Source organism: Kitasatospora sp. NPDC058046 (genome assembly GCF_042885595.1).
In the GTDB taxonomy this organism is placed as follows: domain Bacteria; phylum Actinomycetota; class Actinomycetes; order Streptomycetales; family Streptomycetaceae; genus Kitasatospora.
The window spans coordinates 27,268-51,502 of the sequence record NZ_JBHVRS010000015.1; the positions used below are offsets into that span (position 1 = coordinate 27,268).

Annotated in this window: 21 protein-coding genes; 10 read left to right on the forward strand and 11 right to left on the reverse strand. The window is 73.2% G+C overall.

Translation table 11 applies throughout. From position 1 onward, the window contains the following. The first annotated feature begins 6 nt into the window (after window positions 1-6). The 7 genes from ACFVU7_RS27205 (at window position 7) to ACFVU7_RS27235 (ending at window position 7,974) form a co-directional block, all read left to right on the forward strand. Window positions 7-939, forward strand: a complete 933-nt coding sequence (locus ACFVU7_RS27205) for a carbohydrate ABC transporter permease (protein WP_074003192.1) — start codon at window positions 7-9, stop codon at window positions 937-939. Next, window positions 936-1,820 (forward strand): carbohydrate ABC transporter permease, encoded by an 885-nt coding sequence (locus ACFVU7_RS27210; protein WP_388047586.1) that lies wholly within the window; start codon window positions 936-938, stop codon window positions 1,818-1,820. Before ACFVU7_RS27205 ends, ACFVU7_RS27210 begins: the two co-directional genes overlap by 4 nt. After that, window positions 1,817-3,934 (forward strand): beta-galactosidase, encoded by a 2,118-nt coding sequence (locus ACFVU7_RS27215; protein ID WP_388047588.1) that lies wholly within the window; start codon window positions 1,817-1,819, stop codon window positions 3,932-3,934. The genes ACFVU7_RS27210 and ACFVU7_RS27215 overlap by 4 nt, the downstream gene beginning before the upstream one ends. Beyond that, window positions 3,931-6,102, forward strand: a complete 2,172-nt coding sequence (locus tag ACFVU7_RS27220) for a trehalase family glycosidase (protein WP_388047590.1) — start codon at window positions 3,931-3,933, stop codon at window positions 6,100-6,102. The genes ACFVU7_RS27215 and ACFVU7_RS27220 overlap by 4 nt, the downstream gene beginning before the upstream one ends. 42 nt (window positions 6,103-6,144) lie before the next feature. Further along, window positions 6,145-6,861 (forward strand): ribonuclease H, encoded by a 717-nt coding sequence (locus tag ACFVU7_RS27225; protein WP_388047592.1) that lies wholly within the window; start codon window positions 6,145-6,147, stop codon window positions 6,859-6,861. Window positions 6,862-6,973: 112 nt separating this feature from the next. Next, a complete protein-coding gene (locus ACFVU7_RS27230; protein WP_388047594.1) occupies window positions 6,974-7,675 on the forward strand; it encodes a hypothetical protein in 702 nt (233 codons plus the stop codon). Window positions 7,676-7,761: 86 nt separating this feature from the next. Beyond that, window positions 7,762-7,974 carry a hypothetical protein gene (locus ACFVU7_RS27235; protein ID WP_117485691.1) on the forward strand — a complete coding sequence of 71 codons (213 nt, stop codon included), beginning with the start codon at window positions 7,762-7,764 and terminating at the stop codon, window positions 7,972-7,974. 86 nt (window positions 7,975-8,060) lie between these two features. On the opposite strand, the gene ACFVU7_RS27240 is transcribed toward ACFVU7_RS27235, so the two are convergent. After that, complete coding sequence (locus tag ACFVU7_RS27240) at window positions 8,061-9,350, reverse strand: hypothetical protein (RefSeq protein WP_380745426.1); 1,290 nt, start codon at window positions 9,348-9,350, stop codon at window positions 8,061-8,063. Window positions 9,351-9,692: 342 nt separating this feature from the next. On the opposite strand from ACFVU7_RS27240, the gene ACFVU7_RS27245 reads away from it, so the two are divergent. Further along, window positions 9,693-10,439, forward strand: coding sequence for a hypothetical protein (locus ACFVU7_RS27245; protein WP_388047596.1), 747 nt, complete (start codon window positions 9,693-9,695; stop codon window positions 10,437-10,439). A 33-nt stretch (window positions 10,440-10,472) separates the two neighbouring features. Here the strand turns inward: ACFVU7_RS27245 and ACFVU7_RS27250 are convergent, their stop codons facing one another. Then, window positions 10,473-10,688, reverse strand: coding sequence for a cold-shock protein (locus tag ACFVU7_RS27250; protein WP_049650536.1), 216 nt, complete (start codon window positions 10,686-10,688; stop codon window positions 10,473-10,475). A gap of 128 nt (window positions 10,689-10,816) precedes the next feature. Beyond that, a complete protein-coding gene (locus tag ACFVU7_RS27255; RefSeq protein WP_387977166.1) occupies window positions 10,817-11,134 on the reverse strand; it encodes a hypothetical protein in 318 nt (105 codons plus the stop codon). Window positions 11,135-11,277: 143 nt separating this feature from the next. On the opposite strand from ACFVU7_RS27255, the gene ACFVU7_RS27260 reads away from it, so the two are divergent. Further along, window positions 11,278-12,003 (forward strand): dienelactone hydrolase family protein, encoded by a 726-nt coding sequence (locus ACFVU7_RS27260; RefSeq protein WP_388047598.1) that lies wholly within the window; start codon window positions 11,278-11,280, stop codon window positions 12,001-12,003. An 80-nt stretch (window positions 12,004-12,083) separates the two neighbouring features. On the opposite strand, the gene ACFVU7_RS27265 is transcribed toward ACFVU7_RS27260, so the two are convergent. The 6 genes from ACFVU7_RS27265 to ACFVU7_RS27290 all read right to left on the reverse strand — a co-directional run bounded on the left by ACFVU7_RS27265 (window position 12,084) and on the right by ACFVU7_RS27290 (window position 19,858). After that, the gene (locus tag ACFVU7_RS27265; RefSeq protein WP_074003184.1) at window positions 12,084-13,571 is read right to left on the reverse strand and encodes a glycoside hydrolase; all 1,488 of its coding nucleotides are present in this window, start codon (window positions 13,569-13,571) and stop codon (window positions 12,084-12,086) included. A 126-nt stretch (window positions 13,572-13,697) separates the two neighbouring features. Continuing rightward, entirely contained in the window at window positions 13,698-15,524 is a 1,827-nt protein-coding gene (locus tag ACFVU7_RS27270; RefSeq protein WP_388047600.1) for a glycoside hydrolase family 15 protein, read from the reverse strand. A 51-nt stretch (window positions 15,525-15,575) separates the two neighbouring features. Beyond that, window positions 15,576-16,472 (reverse strand): carbohydrate ABC transporter permease, encoded by an 897-nt coding sequence (locus tag ACFVU7_RS27275; protein ID WP_079272266.1) that lies wholly within the window; start codon window positions 16,470-16,472, stop codon window positions 15,576-15,578. Then, on the reverse strand, window positions 16,459-17,565 hold the full coding sequence (locus ACFVU7_RS27280; RefSeq protein WP_388047602.1) for a carbohydrate ABC transporter permease: 1,107 nt from the start codon (window positions 17,563-17,565) through the stop codon (window positions 16,459-16,461). Before ACFVU7_RS27280 ends, ACFVU7_RS27275 begins: the two co-directional genes overlap by 14 nt. Further along, entirely contained in the window at window positions 17,555-18,808 is a 1,254-nt protein-coding gene (locus tag ACFVU7_RS27285; protein WP_388047604.1) for an extracellular solute-binding protein, read from the reverse strand. The genes ACFVU7_RS27280 and ACFVU7_RS27285 overlap by 11 nt, the downstream gene beginning before the upstream one ends. 57 nt (window positions 18,809-18,865) lie before the next feature. Then, entirely contained in the window at window positions 18,866-19,858 is a 993-nt protein-coding gene (locus tag ACFVU7_RS27290) for a LacI family DNA-binding transcriptional regulator (RefSeq protein WP_310593080.1), read from the reverse strand. Between the two features lie 218 nt (window positions 19,859-20,076). On the opposite strand from ACFVU7_RS27290, the gene ACFVU7_RS27295 reads away from it, so the two are divergent. After that, window positions 20,077-22,137 carry a glycogen debranching N-terminal domain-containing protein gene (locus ACFVU7_RS27295; RefSeq protein ID WP_388047606.1) on the forward strand — a complete coding sequence of 687 codons (2,061 nt, stop codon included), beginning with the start codon at window positions 20,077-20,079 and terminating at the stop codon, window positions 22,135-22,137. 101 nt (window positions 22,138-22,238) lie between these two features. On the opposite strand, the gene ACFVU7_RS27300 is transcribed toward ACFVU7_RS27295, so the two are convergent. Further along, window positions 22,239-22,808, reverse strand: coding sequence for a PH domain-containing protein (locus ACFVU7_RS27300; protein WP_388047608.1), 570 nt, complete (start codon window positions 22,806-22,808; stop codon window positions 22,239-22,241). 75 nt (window positions 22,809-22,883) lie between these two features. Continuing rightward, window positions 22,884-24,131 carry a GNAT family N-acetyltransferase gene (locus tag ACFVU7_RS27305; protein ID WP_388047609.1) on the reverse strand — a complete coding sequence of 416 codons (1,248 nt, stop codon included), beginning with the start codon at window positions 24,129-24,131 and terminating at the stop codon, window positions 22,884-22,886. Between the last annotated feature and the right edge of the window lie 104 nt (window positions 24,132-24,235).

Below are 24,235 nucleotides of genomic sequence, written 5' to 3' on the forward strand. Positions count from 1 at the left end.
GGCCCGATGACCAGCAGCCTCCCGGCCACCCTGCGCAAGCCGTCGGCGACCACCCAGGCCGCCCCCGCCCGCCGCCGACGCTCCCCACGCACCGCCGCCTGGCTGTTCGCCGGGCCCACCACCGCGCTCTTCGTCGCCTTCTTCGCCTATCCGCTCGGCGCCAGCCTCTACCAGAGCTTCACCGCCCGCCGCGACGGCGCCGACGTCTGGGTCGGCCTGGACCAGTACCGGCGGATGCTGCACGACCCGGCCTTCCTGCACTCCCTGGTCAACACCGGCCTGATCCTCGCCGTCCAGGTGCCCGTGATGATCGGCCTCGCCCTGGTGCTCGCCGTCCTGCTCAACCAGTCCTGGCTGCGGTTCCGGGCCGGCTGGCGGGCGGTGTTCTTCCTGCCCGCGATCACCACCCTGGTCGCCTACGCCGTGGTCTTCCAGGTCCTGCTGCGCACCGACGGCGGCCTCGCCAACCAGCTCCTCCAGGCGCTCGGCCTCGGCCCGGTCGACTGGCTCAACTCGCCCACCTGGGCCAGGATCTCGCTGATCGGCTCGGTCACCTGGCGGTGGACCGGCTACAACGCCGTCATCCTGCTGGCCGGACTGCAGGCGATCGGCCGCGACCAGTACGAGGCCGCCGCCCTCGACGGCGCCGGCACCGTGCGCACCTACAGCGGCGTGATCCTGCCGCAGCTGCGCCCGGTGGTGCTGTTCTGCGTCATCACCTCCACCATCGGCACCCTGCAGCTCTTCGACGAGAACTACGTACTGACCCGCGGCGGCCCCGGCGACGCGACCCTCACCCCGGTGGTCTACCTCTACAAGGTCGGCTTCCAGCAGCTCGACTTCGGCTACGCGGCCGCCATCGCCTGGGTGGTCGTGCTGATCATCGCGGCGGTCTCGCTGCTCCAGTTCCGGCTCTACGGAAGGGAACGCCGCCGATGACCACCGCCACCCCCACTGCCGCTACCACCACCGCGCCGCGTCGCGGCGGCCGCGCCCCGCTGCCCGCCCGCCTCGGCCGGATCGCCGTCCTCGCCGCCCTCACCCTCGGCGCCGTGCTCAGCCTGGTGCCCTTCGCCTGGATGCTGATCGCCAGCACCCACAGCAGCTCCGAACTGTTCCACTCCCCACCGCCGTTCCTGCCCGGCGGCAACCTGCTGCGCAACCTGGCGCACCTCCAGGAGACCATCGGCTTCGGCCGGGTCATGCTCAACAGCCTCGGGATCGCCGTCGTCTACACCGCGCTCAGCTCGCTGCTGTCCGCGATGTGCGGCTACGGGCTGGCCAAGTACCGCTTCCGCGGCCGCGGGCTGCTGCTCGGCCTGGTGCTGGCGACCATGATGATCCCGCTGCAGGTGCTGCTCGTCCCGCTGTTCCAGATGATGGCCAGCCTCGGCTGGATCGACACCTACCAGGCGGTGATCGTCCCCTTCCTGGCCAACTCCTTCGGCATCCTGCTGATGCGCCAGGGCTTCCTGGACTTCCCCGACGAACTCCTGGAGTCGGCCCGGATCGACGGCTCCGGCGAGCTGCGCACCTTCTACCAGGTCGTCCTGCCGTGCGTACGGCCGCAGTTGGGCGCGCTGGTGATCTTCACCTTCATGGGCCAGTGGAACGGCTTCATCTGGCCGCTGCTGATGCTCAACACCGAGGACAAGTACACCGTGCCGGTCGCGCTCAACACGCTGACCGGGCTGACCCACGTCGACTACTCCGGCCTGATGCTCGGCTCCTTCCTGGCCACGCTCCCGCTGATGGTGCTCTTCCTGCTCTTCCAGCGGCAGTTCGTGGCGGGCCTGCTGGGCGGAGCCGTGAAGGGATGACCGCGACCGTGACCACCGACCGCCTGACCGTGACCACCGACCGCCTCACCCGGGTGCCCGGCCTGCTGTACGGCGGGGACTGGAACCCCGAGCAGTGGCCCGAGCAGGTGTGGGCCGAGGACGTGAAGCTGATGGCCGAGGCCGGGGTCAACCTGGTCACCGTCGGCGTCTTCTCCTGGGCCCGCCTCCAACCCGACGCCGACAGCTGGGACTTCGGCTGGCTGGACCGCCTGCTCGACCTCTGCCACCGGCACGGCGTCGCCGTCGACCTGGCCACCGCCACCGCCTCCCCGCCCGCCTGGCTGGTCCGCGCCCACCCCGACCTGCTGCCCGTCACCGCCGACGGCGTCCGGCTGGAGTTCGGCTCGCGCCAGCACTACTGCCCCTCCTCGCCCGCCTACCGCGGGGCCGCCGTCCGGCTCACCCGGGCGCTCGCCGAACGCTACCGCCACCACCCCGCGCTCGCCCTGTGGCACATCCACAACGAGTACGGCGACCACGTCCAGGAGTGCTTCTGCCCCGACTCGGCCGTCGACTTCCGCCGCTGGCTGCGCGAACGGCACGGCGGCATCGAGGAGTTGAACCGCTCCTGGGGCACCGCCTTCTGGTCGCAGCGCTACACCTCCTTCGAGCAGATCGAGCCGCCGCGCACCGCGCCCGGCCCGGTCAACCCCACCCAGCTGCTGGACTGGCGCCGGTTCTGCTCGGACGCGCTACTCGCCCTGCACCGCGCCGAGAAGGCCGTCCTGGACGAGGTCTCGCCCGGCGTCCCCGTCACCACCAACTTCATGTCGATGCTCAAGGCGCTGGACTACTGGGAGTGGAGCCGGCACGAGGACCTCGTCTCCGACGACGCCTACCCCGACCCGGCCGACCCGCGCGCCCACGTCAACGCGGCGATGAACTACGACCTGATGCGCTCGCTCAAGGGCGGCCGCCCCTGGCTGCTGATGGAACAGGCCCCCTCCGCGGTCAGCTGGCGGCCGGTCAACGTGCCCAAGCGTCCCGGCCTCTACCGCCTCTGGTCGCTCCAGGCACTCGCCCGCGGCGCCGACGGCGTCCTGCACTTCCAGTGGCGCGCCTCGGTGGCAGGCGCCGAGAAGTTCCACAGCGCGATGCTCCCGCACCGGGGCACCGCCGCGCGCGGCTGGCAGGAGACCGTCCGCTTCGGTGCCGAGCTGCGCCGCCTCGGCGAGATCGCCGGCAGCCGGCTGCGCGGACGGGCCGCCGTCCTGCTCGACTGGGACAGCTGGTGGGCGCTGGAACTCGACGACCACCCCTCCGCCCGGATGCGCTGGCCCGAGCTGCTCCGCCCCTGGTACGCGGCGCTGCACGAGCGCGGCGTCACCGTCGACTTCGTCCCGCCCACCGCCGGGCTCGACGGCTACCCGCTGGTGCTCGCCCCCAACCTCTACCTGCTCGACACCGCCACCGCCGACCGCCTCACCGCCTACGTACGGGACGGCGGCCGGCTGGTCTGCGGCCCGTTCAGCGGCATCGCCGACCGGCACGACCACATCCACCCCGGCGGCCACCCCGGGCCGCTGCGCGAACTGCTCGGGATCGTCGTGGACGAGCACTGGCCGATCCCGGACGGCGAGACCACCGCCGTACGGCTGGACGGCACCGCGCCTGACGGCCCCCGGTCGGACGGCGCCGAGCCGCACGCGGAGCCGCACGGCGCCGACCTGCGCGCCGAGCGCTGGAGCGAGTGGATCGAGACCGAGGGCGCCGAGACCCTCGCCCGCTACGCCTCCGGCACGCTGGCCGGCCTCCCGGCCGTCACCCGCAATCGGCTGGGCGCCGGCACCGCCTGGTACCTCAGCTGCCACCTCGGCGCCGACACCGGCCGGGTGCTCGACCTGCCGCTCGCCGAAGCCGGCGTGGGCGCCGAACTACCGGACCTCCCGGCGGACGTCGAGGCCACCCGCCGCCACGCCGCCGACGGCCGCCAGTACCTCTTCCTGCTCAACCACGGCGGCGTCGAACGCCGCGTGCCCCTCGACACGCCCGGCACCGACCTGCTCACCGGCGCCGCCACCGGCGACGCCGTCACCCTCGCGCCGCTCGGCGCCGCCGTCCTCCGACTCCCCGCCGCCGAGGAGCGCCCGTGAACCCGCTGACCCGCCGCCACTTCCTCGCCGCCTCGGCGGTCGCCGCCGCCGGCACCCTGGCCGCCCCGGCCGCCGCCCACGCCCAGGACGGACCGGACACGGTCGACGGCGAGCGCTACGCCGACGTCCTCGACCTGCACGGCACCCCCGCCCAGGCCTACCCCGGCGACGCCCGCGGCAACAACCCGATCACCGTCTTCGCCGACCTCGGCGCCTGGCACGCCTACGCCCTGCCCCGCCCCACCGACCCCCAGGGCGGCTTCACCGGCCCGCTGTACCTCGCCCAGGAGTACCCCTGGTGGCTCAGCGACGGCCTGACCCGCCTCCAGCTCACCGAACAGGGCCGCCCCCTGGACCTCACCGCCGGCGCCCCCGCCCGCGGCACCTCGCTGCCCGGCCTGCTGCGGCTCACCCACGACCTCGGCGGCGGCCTCGCCCTCACCCTGGACCTGCGCTTCGCCGGCAACCGCACCGCCCTGCTCCGCGCCCGGCTCGCCAACACCGGCCCGGCCGTACGGACCCTCGCCGCCGCCTGGACCGGCCGGCTGCTGCGCCCCGCCACCGGCCCCCAGCGCGAGGCACCGAAGCTGGTCGCCGCCGAACGCGGCGTGGAGGTGCGCTTCGCCAAGGTCCGGCAGACCTGGGACTACCTCACCGACGGCACCGAACGCTTCGCCGTCCGCCACGCCCGGCCCGTCCGGGTCGTGCTGAGCGCCGACGGCGACGGCCACCGCACCGAACTCGCCGAGCCCGTACGGCTGGCGCCGGGGGAGACCCGCAGCCTGGACTGGACCGAGAGCTACACCTTCACCGAGGCCGAGTACGCCCGCGCCGCGAAGGAGGCGGACACCGCGCTGCGCACCCCGGAACGGGTCGCGGCGGAGGGCACCGCCCGCTGGCACGGGTACCTCGTCCGCGCCACCGAGGGCGTCCCGGCCGCCCGCCGCCGCACCGCCGCCAAGTGCGTCCAGACCCTCGTCACCAACTGGCGCAGCCCGGCCGGAAGGATCCGGCACGACGCCGTCACCCCCACGCTCTCCTACAAGTGGTTCAGCGGGGTCTGGGCCTGGGACACCTGGAAACAGGCCGTCGGCACCGCCGCCTTCGCCCCCGGCCTCGCCGCCGACCAGATCCGCGCCGTCTTCGACCACCAGGTCCCGTCCGGGTCCGCCGAGCGCCCCCAGGACGCCGGGATGGTCCCCGACTGCGTGTTCTACAACGACCAGACCACCGGTGGCGGCAACTGGAACGAGCGCAACTCCAAGCCCCCACTGGCCTCCTGGGCGGTCTGGGAGGTCTACCGGCGCAGCGGCGACCGAGCCTTCCTGCGCGAGATGCTGCCCAGGCTGACCGCCTACCGGGACTGGTGGTACCGCACCCGCGACCACCTCGGCGAGGGCCTGTGCCAGTACGGCGCCACCGTCGACCCGGCCAACGCGAGCGCCGAGGACTGCCGGGAGGCGGCGGCCTGGGAGTCCGGCATGGACAACGCCCCGCGCTTCGACACCTCCGCGGTCGTCCCCAACCGGGACGCGAACGGCACGCTGCTCGGCTGGTCGCTCGACCAGCGCTCGGTCGACCTCAACGCCTACCTCGCCGCCGACCACCGCCACCTGGCGCTGATCGCCGCCGAACTCGGCGACCGGCCCGCCGCCGACCGGCTGCGCGCCCGCGCCGAGCGGATCGACACCGCCGTGCGCGACACCATGTACGACCCGGCCACCGGCTGGTTCCACGACACCGACCTGGCCACCGGCGCCCGGCTCACCGCCCGCGGCCGCGGCATCGAGGGCGCGATCCCGCTCTGGTCCGGCACCGCCACCGCCGCCCAGGCCCGTACCGTCCGCCGGCTGCTGCTCGACCCCGCGGAATTCGGCACCGCCATGCCGTTCCCGACCGTGGCCCGCAGCTCGCCCTCCTTCGACCCCGGCGGCTACTGGCGCGGACTGGCCTGGCTCGACCAGACCTACTTCGCGATCGAGGGCCTGCGCCGCTACGGCTGGGAGCAGGACGCCCGGCGCACCGTCGAGCGGCTGCTGGCCACCGCCGCCGGACTGGCCGGGGACGGCCCGGTGCGGGAGAACTACGACCCGCTGACGGGGGAGGGGCACAGCTCGACCAACTTCAGCTGGTCGGCGGCGCTGCTGCTGCCCCTGCTGCGCACCTGAGCGGCTTTGTCTCCGGGCCGTCCGACCAGGCATGATCGGGGCATGGTCGAACGAGTCATTGCAGCGTGTGACGGAGCAGCCAAGGGCAACCCCGGGCCGGCGGGCTGGGCCTACGTGGTCGCGGACGCCACCGGGGCGCCCCAGCGCTGGCAGGCCGGCGCGCTCGGGCACAGCACCAACAACGTGGGCGAGCTGACGGCGCTGCGGCAGCTGCTGGCCGCGACGGACCCGGCGGCGCCGCTGGAGGTGCGGCTGGACAGCACCTACACCCGCGACTCGGTGACCAAGTGGCTGAAGGGTTGGAAGCGCAACGGCTGGAAGACGGCGGCCGGCAAGCCGGTCGCCAACCAGGAGCTGATCCAGGCGATCGACGCCCTGCTGGAGGGCCGGGACGTCACCTTCGTGTACGTGCCGGCCCACCAGGTGGACGGCGACCCGCTGAACGCCATCGCCGACAAGGCCGCCAGCGACGCCGCCCGCACCCAGCAGGACGCCTCCGGCACCGCCGCCGACCTGCCCGTCCCCGACCCGGCCGCCGCCTCGAAGGCCCCCAAGGCGCGCAGCACCCGGCCCGCCGCCTCCGCCTCCACCGGCGCCACCGGCAGCACGGGCGCCGCCAAGCGGAGCGGCGGCTCGCGCACCCTGAACGCCCGCTTCCCCGGCACCTGCCCGTGCAGCCGCGGGTACGCCAAGGGCGACAAGATCACCAAGGTCGGCAGCTCCTGGGGCCACCCGGAGTGCGCCGCCGCCCACGCCTGACCTGCCACCCACGCCTGACCCGCCGCCCCGTCCGACCGCGAGTACGCCGACGCCGCCGGGTGAGTATCCGTACTCATGCGGCGGCCCGGCCCGGCGGTGAACGATGGTGATCATGAGGAATCGCGCAACGAAGGACGGCCCGGGCCGCCGCACGGCCGTGCGGGTCACGGCGGTGGCCGGGGCCGCCGGGGTCCTGGTGCTCGGCACGGTCGGGTACACGGCGTACGGGGCGGCGGAGGCGGCCTGGACGGGCAAGCCGTACCCCGTGGCGGACCCGGCGGCCGTCGCGCGGCACCTGGACGCCCGGACGCAGACCGTCTACGAGGCCCTCGCGCTGCGCCCGGAGGCGACACCGGCTCCTGACCACCGCGGGGACGACGGGATCACGGCCCGGATCTACGGCGCCTGCTCCGCCCGGGGCCTCTCCCACCTCCTGGAGAGCATGAACGACACCGGCGCCGACCAGCCCCGCACGGCGGCCCTGCGCGCGCGGTTCACCCTCACCGGGGTCACCCGGCCCGAGTGGGAGGAGGCGGTGGGACGGGCCCGGCAGAGCCTGACCGCCCAGGGCTGGACGGTCGCCTCCTCCGACGAGTCCGCCCCGGTCCCCAGCCTGACGCTGACGCCGCCGGACTCCGGCCCCGGCTCCCTCGCGGAGAGCGCCTCGCTGCGCTTCGACCCCGCGTACCACACCCTCGAGGTGAGCGCGGGCAGCGAGTGCGCCAGCTACCCCGACGGCACCGCGGTGGACCAGGAGGGCCGCCCGGCCGACCTGCCGACCGGCACGGCGCCGACCCGGCCGCCCGGCCGGTGACCGCGGCCGGCTCCGGCCGGAGGTGAACAGCCGGGCGCCGCGCACCGTACAGACGAGTGGGCGGGGCCCGAAGGGAGGTGAGCCCGGTGATCGTCTCGGAGACGGCGGAGTTCCACGTCGGGGACAGGGTGTGGGTCTACCGCGAGTCCTCCTATGCCGCGGTCGAGTGCGCCGTCGTGGTCGGCGCCCCGGCGGACCGCAGCCTGCGGCTGGAGTACGGGGACGGTCACCGCGGCCACCTCCGCGAGGGCCGGGTCGAACTGCTCGACCCGTGCTCCCGGCGGCCGTCGGGCGGCTGACCGATGAGGCGCGGCCGGGAGCACGCGGCCGGAAATACGCGACCGGCCGACCGCTCGGGGGCGGTCGGCCGGTCGGGTCGGTACGGCTACGCCCCGGCGGGGGCGGTCGTCCTGGCGATCTCCTTGATGTCCTGGAAGGTCAGGCCGGCCTCGTTGTAGACGCGGGCCCGGACCTCCGGGATGCCGAGCGCGGCGAGCTCCTTGAGCTGGGCGGCGGTCAGCGGAGCGGCGGCGGGCAGGTCCTCCGGGTCCTCGTCGTCGGAGTCGTCCCCGGCGGTGGCCAGGCCCAGCACCGCGTCCATCAGCTGCTCGTCGGTCACCTTGACGGCGTCGGCCGGGGCCTGGACGTTCGGGGCCGCCTGGCTGAAGGCGAGCTTCACCGGGAAGTTGACGCCCGGCTCCACCTTGTCGGCCAGCTGGGCGAGGTCGAAGGTGGCGGAGGAGAAGGCGCCGTCCTTCAGGTAGAGGTCGACGCCGATCCTACGGTCCGGCACGTCGCTCGGGGCCTGGTCCGGGAAGTCGCCCAGCTGCTTGGGGAACTTGGCGGACAGCGGCTTGACGGCCTTGAACATCTCGTCCACCAGCTGCCGGGCCGGGGCGCTCACCCAGAGGTGCTCGGTGCCGTCCTTCTTGCCCTTGTCCTCGTACGTGACGGTGCGGCCGATCACGTCCTTGATCGAGTTGAGGAGCTGGTTCTGGAGCTCCGGGTCGAGGGTGGGGGCGGCGCTCGGGGCGGCGGCCTTCTTGCCGTCGGACTCCTTCGCCTGGTCCGCGAGCGACTGGAGGTCGAAGGAGACCCACTTGCCGGCCAGCACGTCCCCGACCGGCTTCAGCTGCTCGGGCATGCCCTTGCGCAGCTCGTCCACTACGGACGGGTCCTCGCCGGCCAGCTTGACCAGGCCCTTGGCGTCGGCGTGCAGGTACCCGGTGGCGTCGACCTGACGGTACTCCAGCAGCGCGGTGCCGCTGCGGTCGGCGAGCACGTAGGAGACGCGCACCGACTTGTCGAGCGTCAGGTCGGTGTTCTTGTCGGCCTTGGCGGCGTCCCTGAAGGCCTCGACGTCCTTGAGCGGCTTGTCGGCCGAGATGGCGACCGAGACGGAGAGGCCGGAGATCGCCTTGGCGGTCTTCTCGTCCATGTCGCCGTCGCCCCGGGCGGCACCGATCATGCCCTTGCCGCCCTTGTGCTCACCGGAGTTGGCGAACGCGGCGACCTGCTCGGGGGTGGCGTCGATGGAGAGGGTGAAGCCGGCCGACTTGCCGTCGCGGACCTTGTCGAAGGCCTTCGACACCTTCTGCGCGGCGGACAGCTGCTGGACGGTGCCGCAGGCGGTGAGGCCGGTGGCGAGCACGGAGGCGGTGACGGCGACGGGCACGGCCCCACGGGCGGCCTTGCGGATGGCGGTGTTGATGGTGCGGCTCCTGTTGATCGGGCCCGCCCGGTGAGGCGGACCGGTCCCTCCCCTGTGACGCACAACGCCACAGCGCCCACACATGTGATCACAGTTTCGGCAAGAGGTCATTCGATTATTTGGCGTGGTCTTTAACCAGAACGGCCAAAAACATGACCAAAACCCGGAAGTCGGGCCCGAGGAGCCTTCCTGATTCCCGGAATCCCGCACGCCGACGGGCCGCCGTTCGTACGATCGGCTCCGTCCGGGACCGGCGGGAGCCGCTGCCGGCCGAGGGAACCGGTGGGAGGGGGAGCGATGGGGCCCGTGGGCTGGATCCTGACGGTCGTGCTGGTGGCCGCCGGAGCGGTGGCCTGGCTGATGCTGCGCTACCCCGGGGGCTGGCGGTGCGCCTTCGGCCCGGAGTACGCCGAGCACCGGCGCGACCTGGACGCCGCCCGAGGGAAGCTCCGCGACCTGAAGCGCGAGGCGGGCCGCGAACGCGGCAGGGCCCGCTCCGCCGTCGAAGCGGCCGAGCGGGCCCACGCGAGCCGGGTCGGCGAGGCCCGGGCGCACCTGGACCGGCTCCGGTCCCCGGACCGGGGGTCGCTGAGGTCCTCCCTCGGGGACAGCCTGCGGCTGTACGACCGGGCACTGGAGGTGACGGCCGAGGGCCGTACGGCGGAGTACCCGCTGCACGAGGTCGCGCTCCTCGACGAGTACTCCGGCACCGACGGCCACGTCTACGTGGCGCTCCCGACCGGCCGTCGGCAGATGGTCTCCGTCCCGCTGGACGGGACGCCCGAGGCCGAGGTCCGGAAGTTCGTCGTCGAGGTGTTCAACGCCGCCGCCGACGCCAAGGCGGCCACGGCCGAACGCCAGGCGCTCGTGCCCCGGGCCGAGGCCGACCTGCGCGAAGCGGTCGAGGACACGGCCGACCAGGAGGAGGCCCGGCGCCGGCTCGCCGACGTGCTGGCCCGCCAGAAGGCGGACACGCGCATCCCCGGGGCCCGCCGGGAACTGGACGAGGCACGGGACCGGTGGCAGAGGCTCACCGGCCGGCGGCCGGTGTAGCCGGGCCGCCACCCGTCAGGCCCGGGGCACGCCCTAGCCTTCGACGACCTGGACCTTGTCGGCCTGCATCCCCTTCTGGCCCTGGACCGCCTCGAACGTCACCCGCTGGCCCTCGACGAGGGACTTGAAGCCGGCCCCCTCGATCGACCTGAAGTGCACGAACAGGTCCGGGCCGGACTCCGGGGTGATGAACCCGTAGCCCTTCTCGTCGTTGAACCACTTCACGGTGCCGTTCTGGCGGTCGGCCATGTCCACTCCTTGCACAGGGATCACACTGACCGCGCCAGTCTCTCACGCAGCGGAGCCGCTCCGACGCGAAGCGCAGCGGCGGCCGCCGGGACGTTCGCGGTGACCGTGCCCCCGACCTCCGGTACGGCCTACTGGGTGGCGTCGCAGTCCTGACAGCGGCTGGTCGCGGAGCGCTGGGTGTTGCCCCCGGTGGCGTGCAGCGGGTTGGAGTCGGAGAGCCGGCGCCACGCCCCCGGCGAGGGGTCGAGCACCCAGCCGTAGACCGGCGGTTCGACGTCGGCCGGGAGGATGTGGGGGCAGCCCGGCAGATGCGCCTTCCGGCTGGCGTGGACGATGATCGCCGACGGCGGCCAGCCGTCCCACTCGGCGCCGGGCGCGCCCTCGCGGGGCCGCGCCCGCGGAGCGCAGTCCGCGCAGTTGCTCAACTCGTGGCGGCAGTAGTCCATCGGTCCTCATCCCGTCCGGCTCGCGCCCGAGTCTACGGGTGCGCGAGTGGCGGATCGGCCTGCGGCGGGGCGGCGGGCCGCCCGCTCTGCCGACGGCTAAGTCGGGCCCGGGCGGGGGCCGGTCCTCACTACAGTCCCGTTCCATGACGATGGTCACCACGCGTACGGTCGAGTACCCGGCCGACGGAATGACGATGATCGGGCACCTCGCGCTGCCCGCCGGAACCGGCCGCCGGCCCGCGGTCCTGATCGGGCCCGAGGGGCCGGGCCTGAACGACTTCCAGCGCCGCCGGGCCGACGCCCTCGCCGAACTGGGCTATGTGGCACTGGCCTTCGACCTCCACGGCGGGCGCTGGATCAGCGACCCGCAGGAGATGCTGGCGCGGGTGATGCCGCTGCTCGACGACCCCGACCGGATGCGGGGCATCGGCCACGCGGCCCTCGACGTGCTACTCGCCGAACCGCGGACCGACCCCGAGCGGATCGCCGCCATCGGCTACGGCACCGGGGGCGCGATCGCGCTGGAACTCGGGCGCGACGGCGTCGACCTGCGGGCGATCGGGACGGTCAACGGCCTGGTCACGGGCCGCCCTGGGGAGGCCGCCCGGATCCGCTGCCCGGTATGGGCCGGGGTCGGGTCGGAGGACCCGATCATGCCCGCCGAGCGGCGGGACGCCTTCGCCGCCGAGATGCAGGCCGCGGGCGTCGACTGGCGCCTGGTGGTCTACGGCGGCGCCCAGCACGCCTTCCACCACCCGACGGTCGGCCACGCCGTGCTCCCCGGCGTCGCCCACCACCCGCGGCAGGCCCAGTGGGCCTGGCGCGACATCGTCGGCCTGCTCGACGAGTGCGTGCCCGTACAGGAGTGAGCCCCGGCCCCTGCCCGCCGACCGACCGGGTCGACGGGCAGGGGCGGGCACCAGGGCGGGGCCCCTTGCCGGCGGACGTCCTACAGGTGGACGTCGGAGACCTCGAAGGTCTGCACGGTACGGGCGTTGAAGTAGGACCAGAACCGGGTGCCGCGCATCACGGTGTCCGCGTGCTGCTGGTAGCGCTCACCGCCGGCGTCCGTCCCGGTGGCCCACCGCTCGACCAGGGCGCCGTCCTGACCGGGCCTGCCGAACCGGGAGAGGTCGAAGTTGATCCACTGTCCTTCCCCGTAGTTCACGGCGACGATGACCAGCTTGTGGTTCACGCTGTCGTAGGCCGCGACGGCGTCGGGGTGGCCCGCGTCGATGATCGTCATGCCGGGGCGGATGTGCCTCATGTACTGGGCGAGCAGGAAGTACTTCGGGTTGACCGCGCCGATCACCCCGTTGGTGAGGGTGATCGCCCCGTAGTTCTCCCAGTCGAGGATCTGCCAGATGACCCATGCCGTGGGGTGCAGCCAGCGCAGGTCGAAGTTGAGGTTCCGGGCGAGCTGGAGGCCGCTGGTGTCACCGTCGCCGTACTCGGACATCCAGATGTTCTTGCCGTCCGCCGCCACCATCTTGTACAGCGCGTCGCGGTCACCGTCGACGTCGTAGCCGTGGACGTTCACCCGTCCCACGGCCGCGCGGGTGGCGGCGTCGAAGTCGGGGTTGTCGTGCCAGTTGTACGCGGCGCTGCCGACGCCCCAGTCGTCGAGGCCCGCCACCATCATCCAGTGCAGGCCGCGCGCGTCCAGCTGGGTGCGGGTCTGCCGGATGATCTCGGCCAGTCGGGGCCGGTCGTAGTGGCAGCCCTCCTGTCCGCCGACGAAGTCCGGCGAGTAGCCACCCCAGTTGGCCCCCGGCTCGTTGACCGGCTGGACGGAGGTGAAGTCGATGCCCCAGTGGTCGTGGGCGTACCGGGCCACCGTCGCCATGTACGCCGCGTGGCGGCCGAAGTTGTCGTCCCGCAGGTTGCAGCTCCAGCCGTCCGGCGCTCCGCGGGGGTCGTCGTTCTTCAGCATCCACCACATCGGCGAGTTGCTGAAGAGCTCGAACCTGTCGGCGCCGCGGTCCCGGGCCAGCCACATCATGTCGCGCTGGTGCGCGTCGGCGTTCCAGTTCCAGCTGGACGACTGCGGGTCCGCGGAGGCCCAGTCGAGCTGGTAGCCCTCGATCTGCTTGAAGCCGTCCAGTGTCGGACCGGGCTTCATCGTCCGGCCGCCGATGCTGTTCGTTCCCGAGCCGCCGACGTTGTAGCGGACCACGTTCATCCCCAGCCCGGGTACCGTCTGCCCCTGGAACCGGACGGTCTTCCGGCTGAACAGCACATCGGCCAGGTCCTCCCGGGGGCCGAGCTGGTTGGCCCACCAGGCGAGCGAGGTGCCCCACCCTTCCCAGGTCCCCCAGTTGGCCGACGGATTCACCGTCGTGGTGAAGTCGGCCCAGGCCGGTCGGGCGGCGGAGAGCACCGCCATCGCTCCGACCGGCAGGCCCACCAGTCCACGCAGAACCGTACGACGTTCCATCAAATCCCCCTGAACGGAATCCGCGCGCCCGGATGTGGGGCGTGCGCGAAGCGCTCAGTCTGCACCACCGGCGAGAGGCGGAACCAGTGTGCTGTTGATCACTTCCCGGCCCTGTGGTTGCCGGTCTCACGGAGCTGTGGTGTCCCCGGATTCCGGGCCGAGGGGCTGGGTGAGCCGCAGGGCGGTGTCGATCAGCGGGACGTGGCTGAAGGCCTGGGGGAAGTTGCCGACCTGGCGCTTGAGGCGCGGGTCCCACTCCTCGGCGAGCAGGCCGACGTCGTTGCGGATCGACAGCAGGCGCTCGAACAGTTCGCGGGCCTCGTCGGTGCGGCCGATCAGGGCGAGGGCGTCGGCGAGCCAGAAGGAGCAGGCGAGGAAGGCGCCTTCGTCGCCCGGCAGGCCGTCCACTCCGCCGTCGGTGGGGTAGCGCAGGACGAAGCCGTCCTCGGTGGACAGTTCGCGCTGGATGGCCTCGATGGTGCCGATGACGCGCTTGTCGTCGGCGGGCAGGAAGCCGACCTGGGGGATCAGCAGCAGGGAGGCGTCGAGTTCGCGTGAGCCGTACGACTGGGTGAAGGTGTTGCGGTCCGGGTCGTAGCCGTGCTCGCAGACGTCGGCGTGGATGGTGTCGCGCAGCGCGCGCCACCGCTCCAACGGGCCCTGCTCGTCGGTCCGTTCCAGCAGTTCGATGGTGCGGTCGACGGCGACCCAGGCCATGACCTTGGAGTGGACGAAGTGGCGGCGGGGGCCGCGGACCTCCCAGATGCCCTCGTCGGGGTTCTGCCAGTGGTCCTCGAGGTAGTCGATCAGGCGCAGTTGGAGCTGGTGGGCGTGGTCGTTGCGGACGAGGCCGGTCATGTGGGCGAGGTGGAGGGCTTCGACGACCTCGCCGTAGACGTCGAGTTGGAGTTGTCCGGCGGCGCCGTTGCCGATGCGGACGGGCTGGGAGCCCTCGTAGCCGGGCAGCCAGTCGAGGGAGGACTCGGTGAGCTCGCGCTCGCCGGCGATGCCGTACATGATCTGCAGGTTCTCGGGGTCGCCGGCGACGGCGCGCAGGAGCCATTCGCGCCAGGCCTTGGCCTCGTCGCGGTAGCCGGTGCGCAGCAGGGAGGAGAGGGTGATGGCGGCGTCGCGCAGCCAGGTGTAGCGGTAGTCCCAGTTGCGTTCGCCGCCGATGTCCTCGGGGAGGGAGGTGGTGGGGGCGGCGACGATGCCGCCGGTGGGGGCGTAGGTGAGGCCCTTGAGGGTGATCAGGGAGCGGATCACGGCTTCGCGGTAGGGGCCCTGGTAGGTGCACTGGTCGGCCCAGTCGTGCCAGAAGTCGGCGGTGGCGTCGAGCATGCCCTCGGCGTCCGGGGGCTTGGGCGCGTCGAGGTGGGAGGCCTGCCAGGTGAGGGCGAAGGCGATCCGCTCCCCGGCGGTGACGGTGAAGTCGGCGTAGGTGGTGAGGTCGCGGCCGTAGGTCTCGGCCTCGCCGTCCAGCCAGACCGAGTCGGGGCCGGCGACGGCCACCGTGCGCGACTGCCCGCCCTCCTCGACGCGGCGGACCCAGGGCACCACCCGGCCGTAGGAGAAGCGCATCCGCAGTGCGGAGCGCATCCGCACGGTGCCGGAGACGCCCTCGACGATCCGGATCAGCTGTGGGGCGGCGGTACCGCGCGGGGGCATGAAGTCCACCACCCGCACGGTGCCGCCGTCGGTGTCCCACTCCTGCTCCAGGATCAGCGAGTCGCCCCGGTAGCGGCGGCGGTCGGCGGGCACGGCCGGGGCGGCGGTGTCGCCGCCCGGGCCGAGCCGCCAGAAGCCGTGCTCGTCGGTCCCCAGCAGGCCGGCGAAGACCGCCGGGGAGTCGAAGCGGGGCAGGCAGAGCCAGTCGACGGAGCCGTCCCGGCCGACCAGGGCGGTGGTCTGCATGTCGCCGATCAGCGCGTAGTCCTCGATGCGGGCGGGCACGGGTGTTCTCCAGAGTGGTGCGGAAGGGATGGGAGAGGGGAAAAGCGGGGGCTAGCCCTTGGACGAGCCCGAGTTGGCGTCGCGCACGAAGTGCCGCTGGAAGCAGAAGAACAGCAGCGCCACCGGGAGGGTGGAGACGAGCGCGGCCGCCAGCTTGAGCGGGTACTGGGTGCCGGAGCCGAGGCCGCCGGCGACGAAGTGGGCGAGTCCGGTGGTCAGGGTGTCGTGGTCGCTGGACTGGGTGGAGACCAGGAAGTGGGTGAACTCGTTCCAGGAGCCCTGGAAGGAGAGCACGGTGAGGGTGATCAGGGAGGGCCGGGACATCGGCAGCACGACCGACCAGAAGATCCGGAAGGTCCCGGCGCCGTCGATCCGCGCCGCCTCCTCGATCTCGCGCGGCACCGACTCGAAGAACTGCTTCATGATGAAGATCCCGGCGGCGTCGACCAGCAGGGGCAGGACCATCCCGCTGTAGGTGTCGAACATGCCGAAGCTCTTCAGCACCAGGAACTTGGGGATCAGCAGCACCACGCCCGGCACCGCCATCACGGCGAGCACGAAGCCGAAGAGCAGCCGCCGGCCGGGGAACCTGATCCGGGCCAGCGCGTAGCCCGCCATCGAGTCGAACAGCACCCGGCCGGCCGTGACCAGGACGGTCACCACCACGCTGTTGCCCAGCCAGCGCAGGAACGGGACGTTCTCCACGCCGTCCGCCAGCCCGAGCAGCCGCCGGTAGGAGGCGAGGGTGCCGCCGTCCGGGAGCAGTGACATCGGGTGGGCGGCCGCGTCCGGGTCGGTCTTGAAGCTGTTCACCAGCTGCAGCAGGAACGGCAGCAGGTAGATCAGTGCGAAGCCGGCCAGGGCCGCGTAGCCGAGGAGGCGCAGCGGTCGGGGGAAGCGGCCGAGGACCGGCCGGTCCTCGGCCCGCGGGGCGTCAGTGCGTGGCACGTCGGGCTCCCTTCCGCCCCGGCTTGCCGTCCCGTTCCCGCAGCACCCACCGCTGGACGGCGGTGAGCAGCAGGATCAGGCCGAGCAGGACGAACGCGATGGCGGCGCCCTGCCCGTAGTCGGCGTTGTCGAAGCCGGAGGAGTAGGACAGGTAGGCGGGGGTGAGGGTGGTGTTGCCGGGGGCGCCCTTGCCCATCACGTAGACCTGGTCGAAGACCTGCCAGGTGGAGATCAGGCCGAGGGTCAGGACGAGGAACAGGACGGGACGCAGCGCGGGCAGGGTGACGTGGCGCAGCAGTTGGCGGCGGTTGACGCCGTCCAGGGCGGCGGCCTCCTCCAGTTCGCGCGGGATGTCCTGGAGGGCGGCGAGGAAGATCAGCATGAACGTGCCGGAGGTGGTCCAGACCGCCATCAGGATCAGGGTGGACATCGCGACCGAGGGCCCGGCGAACCACTCGGACCAGGAGAGTCCGAGCGGCCCGCCGGCGGTCGGCGCCGGCTGGTCGACGCCGAACCAGCCGAGGACCAGCCAGACCAGTCCGCGCGGGTCGGCGAACCAGTTCGGCCCCTGGACGCCGAGCCAGCCGAGCATCCGGTTGACGGCGCCGCTGCCCTGGAAGAGGAAGAGGAAGACCGTCGAGACGGCGATCGAGCTGGTGACGGACGGGAAGTAGAACACCGTGCGCAGGGCGCCTCGGCCGCGCAGCATCCGCTGGTTGACGGCGATGGCGAGGAAGAGCGCCAGCCCCGTCTGGAGCGGCACGGTCAGCACCACGTAGTACAGGGTGTTGCGCAGCGAGGTGGCGAACAGGGTGCGGTCCAGGCCGTCCTGGGTGAACAGCCGCCGGTAGTTGTCCAGGCCGACGAAGTCCGCGCTGCCGCTGAAGGGGTTGGACTGGCCGTCCCAGTGCAGCAGGCTGACCCACAGGGCCATCGCGATGGGCAGGACCATGAAGAGCCCGAGGACGAGGACCATGGGGCCGGTGAACAGCCAGCCCCACGCTCCCTCGCGCAGGCCGCGCCCGGCCTTCGTCCCGGCGGAGCGGGCCGTACGGGCGGTGCGGTCGGTACGGGCGGCGCTCTTACTTGGCATTCTTGAGCGCCTGCTCGCCGTTGCGCTGGAGGCTGCCCAGGACGGCCGCCGGGTCGCCGGTCTTCAGCGACTGGAGGTCGGTGTTGAACTGGGTGAGCACCTGGTTGAACCCGGCGATGGTGACCGGCGGCTGGGAGGTGGCGACGCCGTCGACCCAGGCCTTGGACTCCGGGTACTGCTGGGCGTAGGTGGCCAGCGCGCTGGTGCGCGAGGGCATCACGCCGAAGGCCTTGGAGAACTCCAGCTGCTGGTCGGCGCTGGTCAGGTGCTTGACCAGGTCGACGCCGGCGGCCTGGTGGGTGCTCTTGGCGGCGATGCCCCAGCAGTTGCTGAAGGCGAGGGTGCCGGGGCCGGCCGGGCCGGCGGGCAGCGGGAGCACCTTGTACGGGACGTTCGGGTAGTCCTTGGCCATCGCCCCCTTCAGCCAGTTGCCCTCGATGGTCATCGCGGCCTTGCCCTTGCCGAGCGCCTCGCCGCCCCAGCCGGCGTCCACCTCGGCGACGTACTTGGCGGAGCCGGCCTTCATCATGGTCTGGAGGTACTCCAGCGCCTGCTTGTTGGCCGGGCTGTCGGCGGTCATCGTCTTCTGCTTGGGGTCGGTGATCCAGCCGCCGGCCTCCTTCAGCAGGGCGCCGACCCGCTGGTAGTCGGGGGCGGTGACGAGGCCGGTGACGCCGTCCTTGGTGAGCTTGGCGGCGTCGTCGGACAGCTGCTGCCAGGTGGTGGGGTAGTCGGCCTCGGTCAGGCCGGCCTGCTTCCAGAGGTCGGTGTTGATCGCCAGGCCCAGGGTGGAGCTGTCCTTGGGCAGGCAGGTGAGCTTGCCGTCGTTGCTGAAGGCCTTGCGCAGCTGCTCGGAGAAGTCCGCGGCGTCGGGTATCTGGTCGCCGTAGGCGTAGAGCGAGCCGCCCTTGGCGTAGTTCGCGAACTGGTCGGAGTTGACGTAGAAGAGGTCCGGCGGGGTGCCGCCGGCGAGGGCCTGGCCGAGCTGCTGGTTGATGTTGCTGGCGATCTGCACCGTGACGGTGTTGCCGGTCTGCTGTGCCCAGGCGGCGGTGGCCGCCTTGACCGCGGCGGTCTCGGCCTCGCCGGAGGTGGCGATCAGCACCGTCAGGTCCTGCTTGCCGCCGGAGGACTGCTTGGCCGTCGAGTCGCCGAAGCCGCCGGAGGAGGAGCAGCCGGTGACGGCGCCGAGGGCGACGGCCGCGCAGACGGCGGCCGCGGCGAGGGTGCGGGAGGTGGCCATGCGTGATCTCCTTGCGAGGGTGGGGGGATGGGTCGGAGACGGCTCGGGGGAGCGGTGTCACACGCTTTCGCGGAGCACCAGTTCCGGTTCCAGCAGGACGTGTTCGGTCGGCCGTTGCCGGTCGCCGAGCCGGTCGAGCAGGAGCCGCATGCACTCGCGGCCGACCGCGTCGAGCGGCTGGGCGAGGCTGGACAGCGAGGGGAAGAGCAGGGGGGCGATCGGCGAGTCGTCGAAGCCGATGACGGCCGCCTCCGGGCCGGGGGTGCGGCCGTCGTGCCGCAGCGCCTGGTACCAGCCGAGGGCCAGGGTGTCGCTGGCGGCCACGACCGCGGTCGCGCCGGCCGCGAGCAGCCGCTCGGCGGCCTCGGTGGCGCGCTCCGGGTCGTCCGGGCTCTCGGCCCGGCGGCCCCGGGTGGGCAGGCCGAGTTCGCGCATCGTGCTCTGCCAGCCGCGGGCGCGGTCGTCGCCGACGCCGGAGCCCTTGGGCCAGCCGAGGAAGCCGATCCTGCGGTGGCCGAGCCCGGCCAGGTGCCGGACGGCGGCCGAGGTCCCGGCGGCGCCGTCCACGTCGACCCAGTCGCCGACGTCCCGGCCGCTCCAGGTGCGGCCGAAGGCGACGTACGGGACGCCCTGTTCGTGCAGCCAGCCCTGGCGGCGGTCGCCGCGGTCGGTGCCGCTGAGCACGAAGCCGTCCGCGCCGTGCTCGTCCAGCAGCTGCCGGTAGCTGGTGAGCTCGTCGTCCCCGGGGGCGACGGCGAACAGCACCACCCGGTAGCCGGCCCGGTCGGCGGCCTCGGAGAGCGAGTGCAGGAACCGGTCCAGGACGGGGGTCGCGACGCCGGTGCTGCTGGAGCGGATGCCGTAGCCGATCAGCCTGCTGGCCCTGGTCTTCAGGGCCTGCGCGGCCCGGTGCGGCCGGTAGCCGAGCTCGTCGATGGCGCGCCGGACCCGCTCCAGCGTCTGCGGGCGCAGCAGCTCGGGCGAGTTGATCGCGTTGGAGACCGTCTGGCGGCCCACGCCGGCCCGGGCGGCGACCATTTCGAGGGTCACGGCGGACCCTGTCCTGGGCCGGGGCGATGAGTGTGCATGCATGACGGCGATCCTAGGTTCTGTCTCCATCGACATGAATGTTGGAGCGTTCCAATCCGGGGTTCCATCATCCCCACCAGGGGGGTTAATGTCTTGGAACGCTCCAACGGCAGAAAGGTTGCGCCCGGGTGGAAGCAACTGTCAAGCCCCCAGCAGAGGATGAAGAGACCATGTCAGCGATGGAAGCGATTGACCTGCAGCCGTTCCTGCACGACGCCCGGCTCTCCGTGGCCGCCCCGAGCTTCTGCGCCTCCCGCCCCGACGGCCGGTTCGCCGGGGGAGCGGACGGCTTCTTCCACGGGGACCGCCGGATCCTCTCCCGCCTGGAGGCCACCGTCCCCGGCGTCCCCAACGCCCCCGTCGCCACCGCCGAGGGACCGGACGGCAGCACCACCTTCGTCACCGTGCTGCGCGGCCTCGCCGAGCGGACCGCCGACCCCGCCACCACCCTGGAACGCCGCCGCGAACTCGCCCCCGGACGTCTCACCGAGCGCTACACCGTCCACAACGGCGGCGACCTCACCGCCCGGCTGCGCCTGGACCTGCGCGCCGAGAGCGACTTCGCCGCGATGGACACCGTCAAGGCCGGCCGCGCCGACACCCCGCTGATCCCCGGCGCCGACGGCGACGACGCACTGCGCTGGAGCCGGGGCCCGCTCACCGCCGTCCTCGCCCTCACCCCGGCCCCCGACCACCTCGACCCCGCCACCGGCACCGCCGGCTACGACATCGAACTCGCCCCCGGCCAGTCCTGGCACGCCGTCCTGGAGTGCACCGCCGAACACGCCGAGGGCGACCTCTTCCCCGCCCCGCCCGCCGACGCCGCCCCCTGGCGCGCCCCCGCGGTCACCGGCCGCGAACACGACCTCGGCCACTGGCTCACCCGCTCCCACCAGGACCTGCGCGGCCTGCTGCTCACCGACCCGCTGAGCCCCGCCGACACCTTCCTCGGCGCCGGCGCGCCCTGGTTCCTCACCCTGTTCGGCCGCGACTCGCTCTGGGCGGCCCGGATGCTCCTCCCGCTCGGCACCGAACTCGCCGCCGGCACCCTGCGCACCCTGGCCCGGCGCCAGGGCCGCGCCGTCGACCCGGCCACCGAGGAGCAGCCCGGCAAGATCCTGCACGAGGTCCGCCGCGCCGAGCAGCACCTCGACACCGGCGCCCACCTGCCGCCCTGCTACTTCGGCACCGCCGACGCCACCCCGCTCTGGCTCGTCCTGCTGCACGACGCCTGGCGCTGGGGCCTGCCCGCCGACCAGGTCGAGGACCTCCTCCCGCACGCCGAGGCCGCCCTCGACTGGCTGGAGCGGTACGCCGACGCGGACGGCGACGGCTTCCTGGAGTACGTGGACAGCACCGGCAGCGGCCTGTCCAACCAGGGCTGGAAGGACTCCTCCGACAGCATCCGCTTCCGCGACGGCCGGATCGCCGACGCCCCGATCGCGCTCAGCGAGGTCCAGGCCTACGCCCACGAGGCGGCGGTCAAGGCGGCCGACCTGCTGGAGGCCTTCGGCCGCCCCGGCGCCGAGCACTGGCGGCAGTGGGCCGAGCGGCTGCGGGAACGCTTCCGCGACAGCTTCTGGACCGAGGACGGAAACGGCCGCTACCCGGTGGTCGCCCTCGACGGGGACAAGCGCCGGGTCGACTCGATCGCCTCCAACATGGGCCACCTGCTCGGCACCGGCCTGCTCGACGCCGAGGAGAGCGCCCTGGTCGCCGCCCGGCTCACCGCCCCGGGCATGGACAGCGGCTACGGGCTGCGCACCCTGGACGCCGCCGCGGCCGGCTTCAACCCGCTCGGCTACCACACCGGTTCGGTCTGGCCGCACGACAGCGCCATCGCCGTCCACGGCCTCGCCAAGGCCGGACTGCACGAGGCCGCCGAGCCGCTGGCCGCCGGACTGGTGCGCGCCGCCGCGGGCTTCGACCACCGGCTGCCCGAGCTCTTCGGCGGCCGCCCGCGCGAGCGCTACGCCCGTCCCGTCCCGTACCCGGCGTCCTGCCGCCCGCAGGCCTGGGCCGCCGCCTCCGCCGTGACGGTCCTCCAGTCGCTGCTCGGCCTGGAGGCCGACGCACCGGGCCGCCGGCTGACGGTCCGGGCGCGGGTGCCCGCCGGGTACGAGTCGCTGCGGATCGAGGGGCTGACGGTGGCCGGACTGCCGATCGAGGTGACCACCGACCACACCGGCGCGGTCCGGCTGCGGGCGCCCGAGGGCTTCACGGTCACCGTGGTCGACTGACCGGCGGCACCGCGGTGCGCCGACGGCGCTTCGGTCGCGCGGAAACACAGGTCGGCTCCGGCTCCCACCCGGGAACCGGAGCCGACCGGGAGTTCCGGTGGTTACCGCAGGACGTCGACGAGGATGACGGCGCCGAGGACGACGGAGGCCAGGAGCCCGACCTTCACCGGCGTCAGCCGGTCCCGCACCTGGGCGCCCGGCCGGACGCGCTCGCCCGGCTCGGTGCTGAGCTCCCACCAGTTGACGACCCGGCGGAAGTCCGTGTCGAAGTCGGCCGACGGGTAGAAGGTGCTGCTCTGGAGGGCCGGAAGCGAGCGGCGCCGGCCGTCGACGGTGTGGATCCGGGCCGCGCGCGTGCCCTCGCTCATGCCGAAGCCCTTGGTCTCCCGCACGTCGATCCAGGCGATCTGCTGCCAGGAGTAGGTGCGGCCACGGCCGAGCCCCCAGCAGAGGGTGATCCCGTCGGCACCGACCCGGCTCCAGCACCGCATGGTGGCGTAGCGGCTCGGGACGGCGATCACCAGGGTCCCGGCGACGATCAGGAGCGTCGGGACGAGGCCGAGCCTCTCGTAGCCGATGACCAGTTGGGCCGCGAGGATGATCGCGAGCAGACCGAAATCGGACCAGGACGGGCGGAACTTGTCTTTCCCCCGGAAGATCAGTTCGTTCACAGGGCGCACCCTACGCCCCGGCCCCCGGGCCCCGACAGGGCGGGGTCCCCGTGACGGGGCCCGGCGGACGGGACGTCACGGCAGGTAGTACGTCAGCAGATCGGACGTCAGCGGCGGGAACAGCGCCCGGTGCAGCTCCTCGTCCCCACGCCCGTACACGTCCGGCCGGATGCGGCTCAACCCCTCCAGCCCGTACGGCCCGAAGAGCAGCGCCGCCAGCGCGTCCGGCGCCACGCCCACGCCGCCGCCCGGGCCCGTGCCCTGCATCGTGCCGCCCGTGACCACCTCGCCCGGCTCCCGCTCGCCGAGCGGGATCCGGTAGTGCGCGCGGTAGGTGGAGAGCAGCAGTTCGCCGTCGGCGCGGTCCAGGCCGGCGGCAGCGAGGCGTTGGCGGAACACGGGGCGCAGCCGGTCGAGCAGCACGGCCGGATCGGGGATGCGGACGTAGTACTGCTCCGCCTCGGGGCGCGGGGTGTCGTCCAGCAGCCCGTGCCAGACGGTGGCCGGCAGGGTGCCGGGCCGGTGCACCACCTGGAGCCGCGCCTCGGGCGCCAACGCAGCCACACCGGCGAGCAGTTCGCGCGCCGCCCGCTCGTCCGCGGCGGCCGCCTCGACCAGGTGGAACTCGCCGTCGTCCACCGGGGTGGTGCGGCCCACCGCCACCACCTCGCCCGCGCGCTCGACCACCCGCAGGGTGCTCGCCTCGTGCGCCAGCAGCCAGCGCCAGCGGGCGGGGGCGTGGCCCATCGCGAGGTCGAAGCCGCGCTGCGCCTGCTCCTGGAGCGCGGCCAGGGCGGGCAGGTCCGCCGCTCGGGCGGTGCGCAGCGCGGGGGCGTCCCCGGCGCCGACGGCGGGCGGGGCGGTGAGCAGCGGCCGCGAGACCGGGATGTCGATCGCGTACTCGTAGCCGAACAGCCGGTAGAAGTACGGGATTCCGATCATCACCTGGACCACGTGCCCGCGCGCGGCGGAGCGTGCGTGCGCCCACCGCAGCAGGGCCCGGACCAGGCCGCGGCCCTCGTACTCCCCGTCGGTGGCGACCATGTCGACCTGCCCGGCGGGCAGCCGGACACCGCCGAGGCGCAGCTCCTCGTCCAGCAGGGTGGCGGTGGAGACGACCCGGTCGCCGTCGACCACCACGGCGCTGGCCGACCGGCCGGCGTCCGGGTCCTCGACCACCAGGCGGTGGTCGAGCGCGTCCCCCGGGTCGCCCCGCTCCGTGAGCAGCGCGCCGATCCGCTCCTCGTCCTCCGGCCGGGACTCGCGCAGGAGCAGGCCGCCGGGCAGGGCCGTCGGCAGGGCAAAGGGTTCGTCAACGGTCATTCCCGGACCCTCGCACCGGTGGCCGCGCGCGGCCAAGGGGTTTTTGCCGAACCGGCAAGGAAGAGCGGGAACACGCCTGATGTGGAGGGGAGTTGGCGAGATCG

Excerpts from the sequence above, each read along its gene's own strand:
- ACFVU7_RS27205 (WP_074003192.1), top strand. The coding sequence starts at position 7 with ATGACCAGCAGCCTCCCGGCCACCCTGCGCAAGCCGTCGGCGACCACC.
- ACFVU7_RS27210 (WP_388047586.1), top strand. The coding sequence starts at position 936 with ATGACCACCGCCACCCCCACTGCCGCTACCACCACCGCGCCGCGTCGC.
- ACFVU7_RS27215 (WP_388047588.1), top strand. The coding sequence starts at position 1,817 with ATGACCGCGACCGTGACCACCGACCGCCTGACCGTGACCACCGACCGC.
- ACFVU7_RS27225 (WP_388047592.1), top strand. The coding sequence starts at position 6,145 with ATGGTCGAACGAGTCATTGCAGCGTGTGACGGAGCAGCCAAGGGCAAC.
- ACFVU7_RS27230 (WP_388047594.1), top strand. The coding sequence starts at position 6,974 with ATGAGGAATCGCGCAACGAAGGACGGCCCGGGCCGCCGCACGGCCGTG.
- ACFVU7_RS27250 (WP_049650536.1), bottom strand. The coding sequence starts at position 10,688 with ATGGCCGACCGCCAGAACGGCACCGTGAAGTGGTTCAACGACGAGAAG.
- ACFVU7_RS27255 (WP_387977166.1), bottom strand. The coding sequence starts at position 11,134 with ATGGACTACTGCCGCCACGAGTTGAGCAACTGCGCGGACTGCGCTCCG.
- ACFVU7_RS27260 (WP_388047598.1), top strand. The coding sequence starts at position 11,278 with ATGACGATGGTCACCACGCGTACGGTCGAGTACCCGGCCGACGGAATG.
- ACFVU7_RS27265 (WP_074003184.1), bottom strand. The coding sequence starts at position 13,571 with ATGGAACGTCGTACGGTTCTGCGTGGACTGGTGGGCCTGCCGGTCGGA.
- ACFVU7_RS27280 (WP_388047602.1), bottom strand. The coding sequence starts at position 17,565 with ATGCCAAGTAAGAGCGCCGCCCGTACCGACCGCACCGCCCGTACGGCC.
- ACFVU7_RS27285 (WP_388047604.1), bottom strand. The coding sequence starts at position 18,808 with ATGGCCACCTCCCGCACCCTCGCCGCGGCCGCCGTCTGCGCGGCCGTC.
- ACFVU7_RS27295 (WP_388047606.1), top strand. The coding sequence starts at position 20,077 with ATGGAAGCGATTGACCTGCAGCCGTTCCTGCACGACGCCCGGCTCTCC.
- ACFVU7_RS27305 (WP_388047609.1), bottom strand. The coding sequence starts at position 24,131 with ATGACCGTTGACGAACCCTTTGCCCTGCCGACGGCCCTGCCCGGCGGC.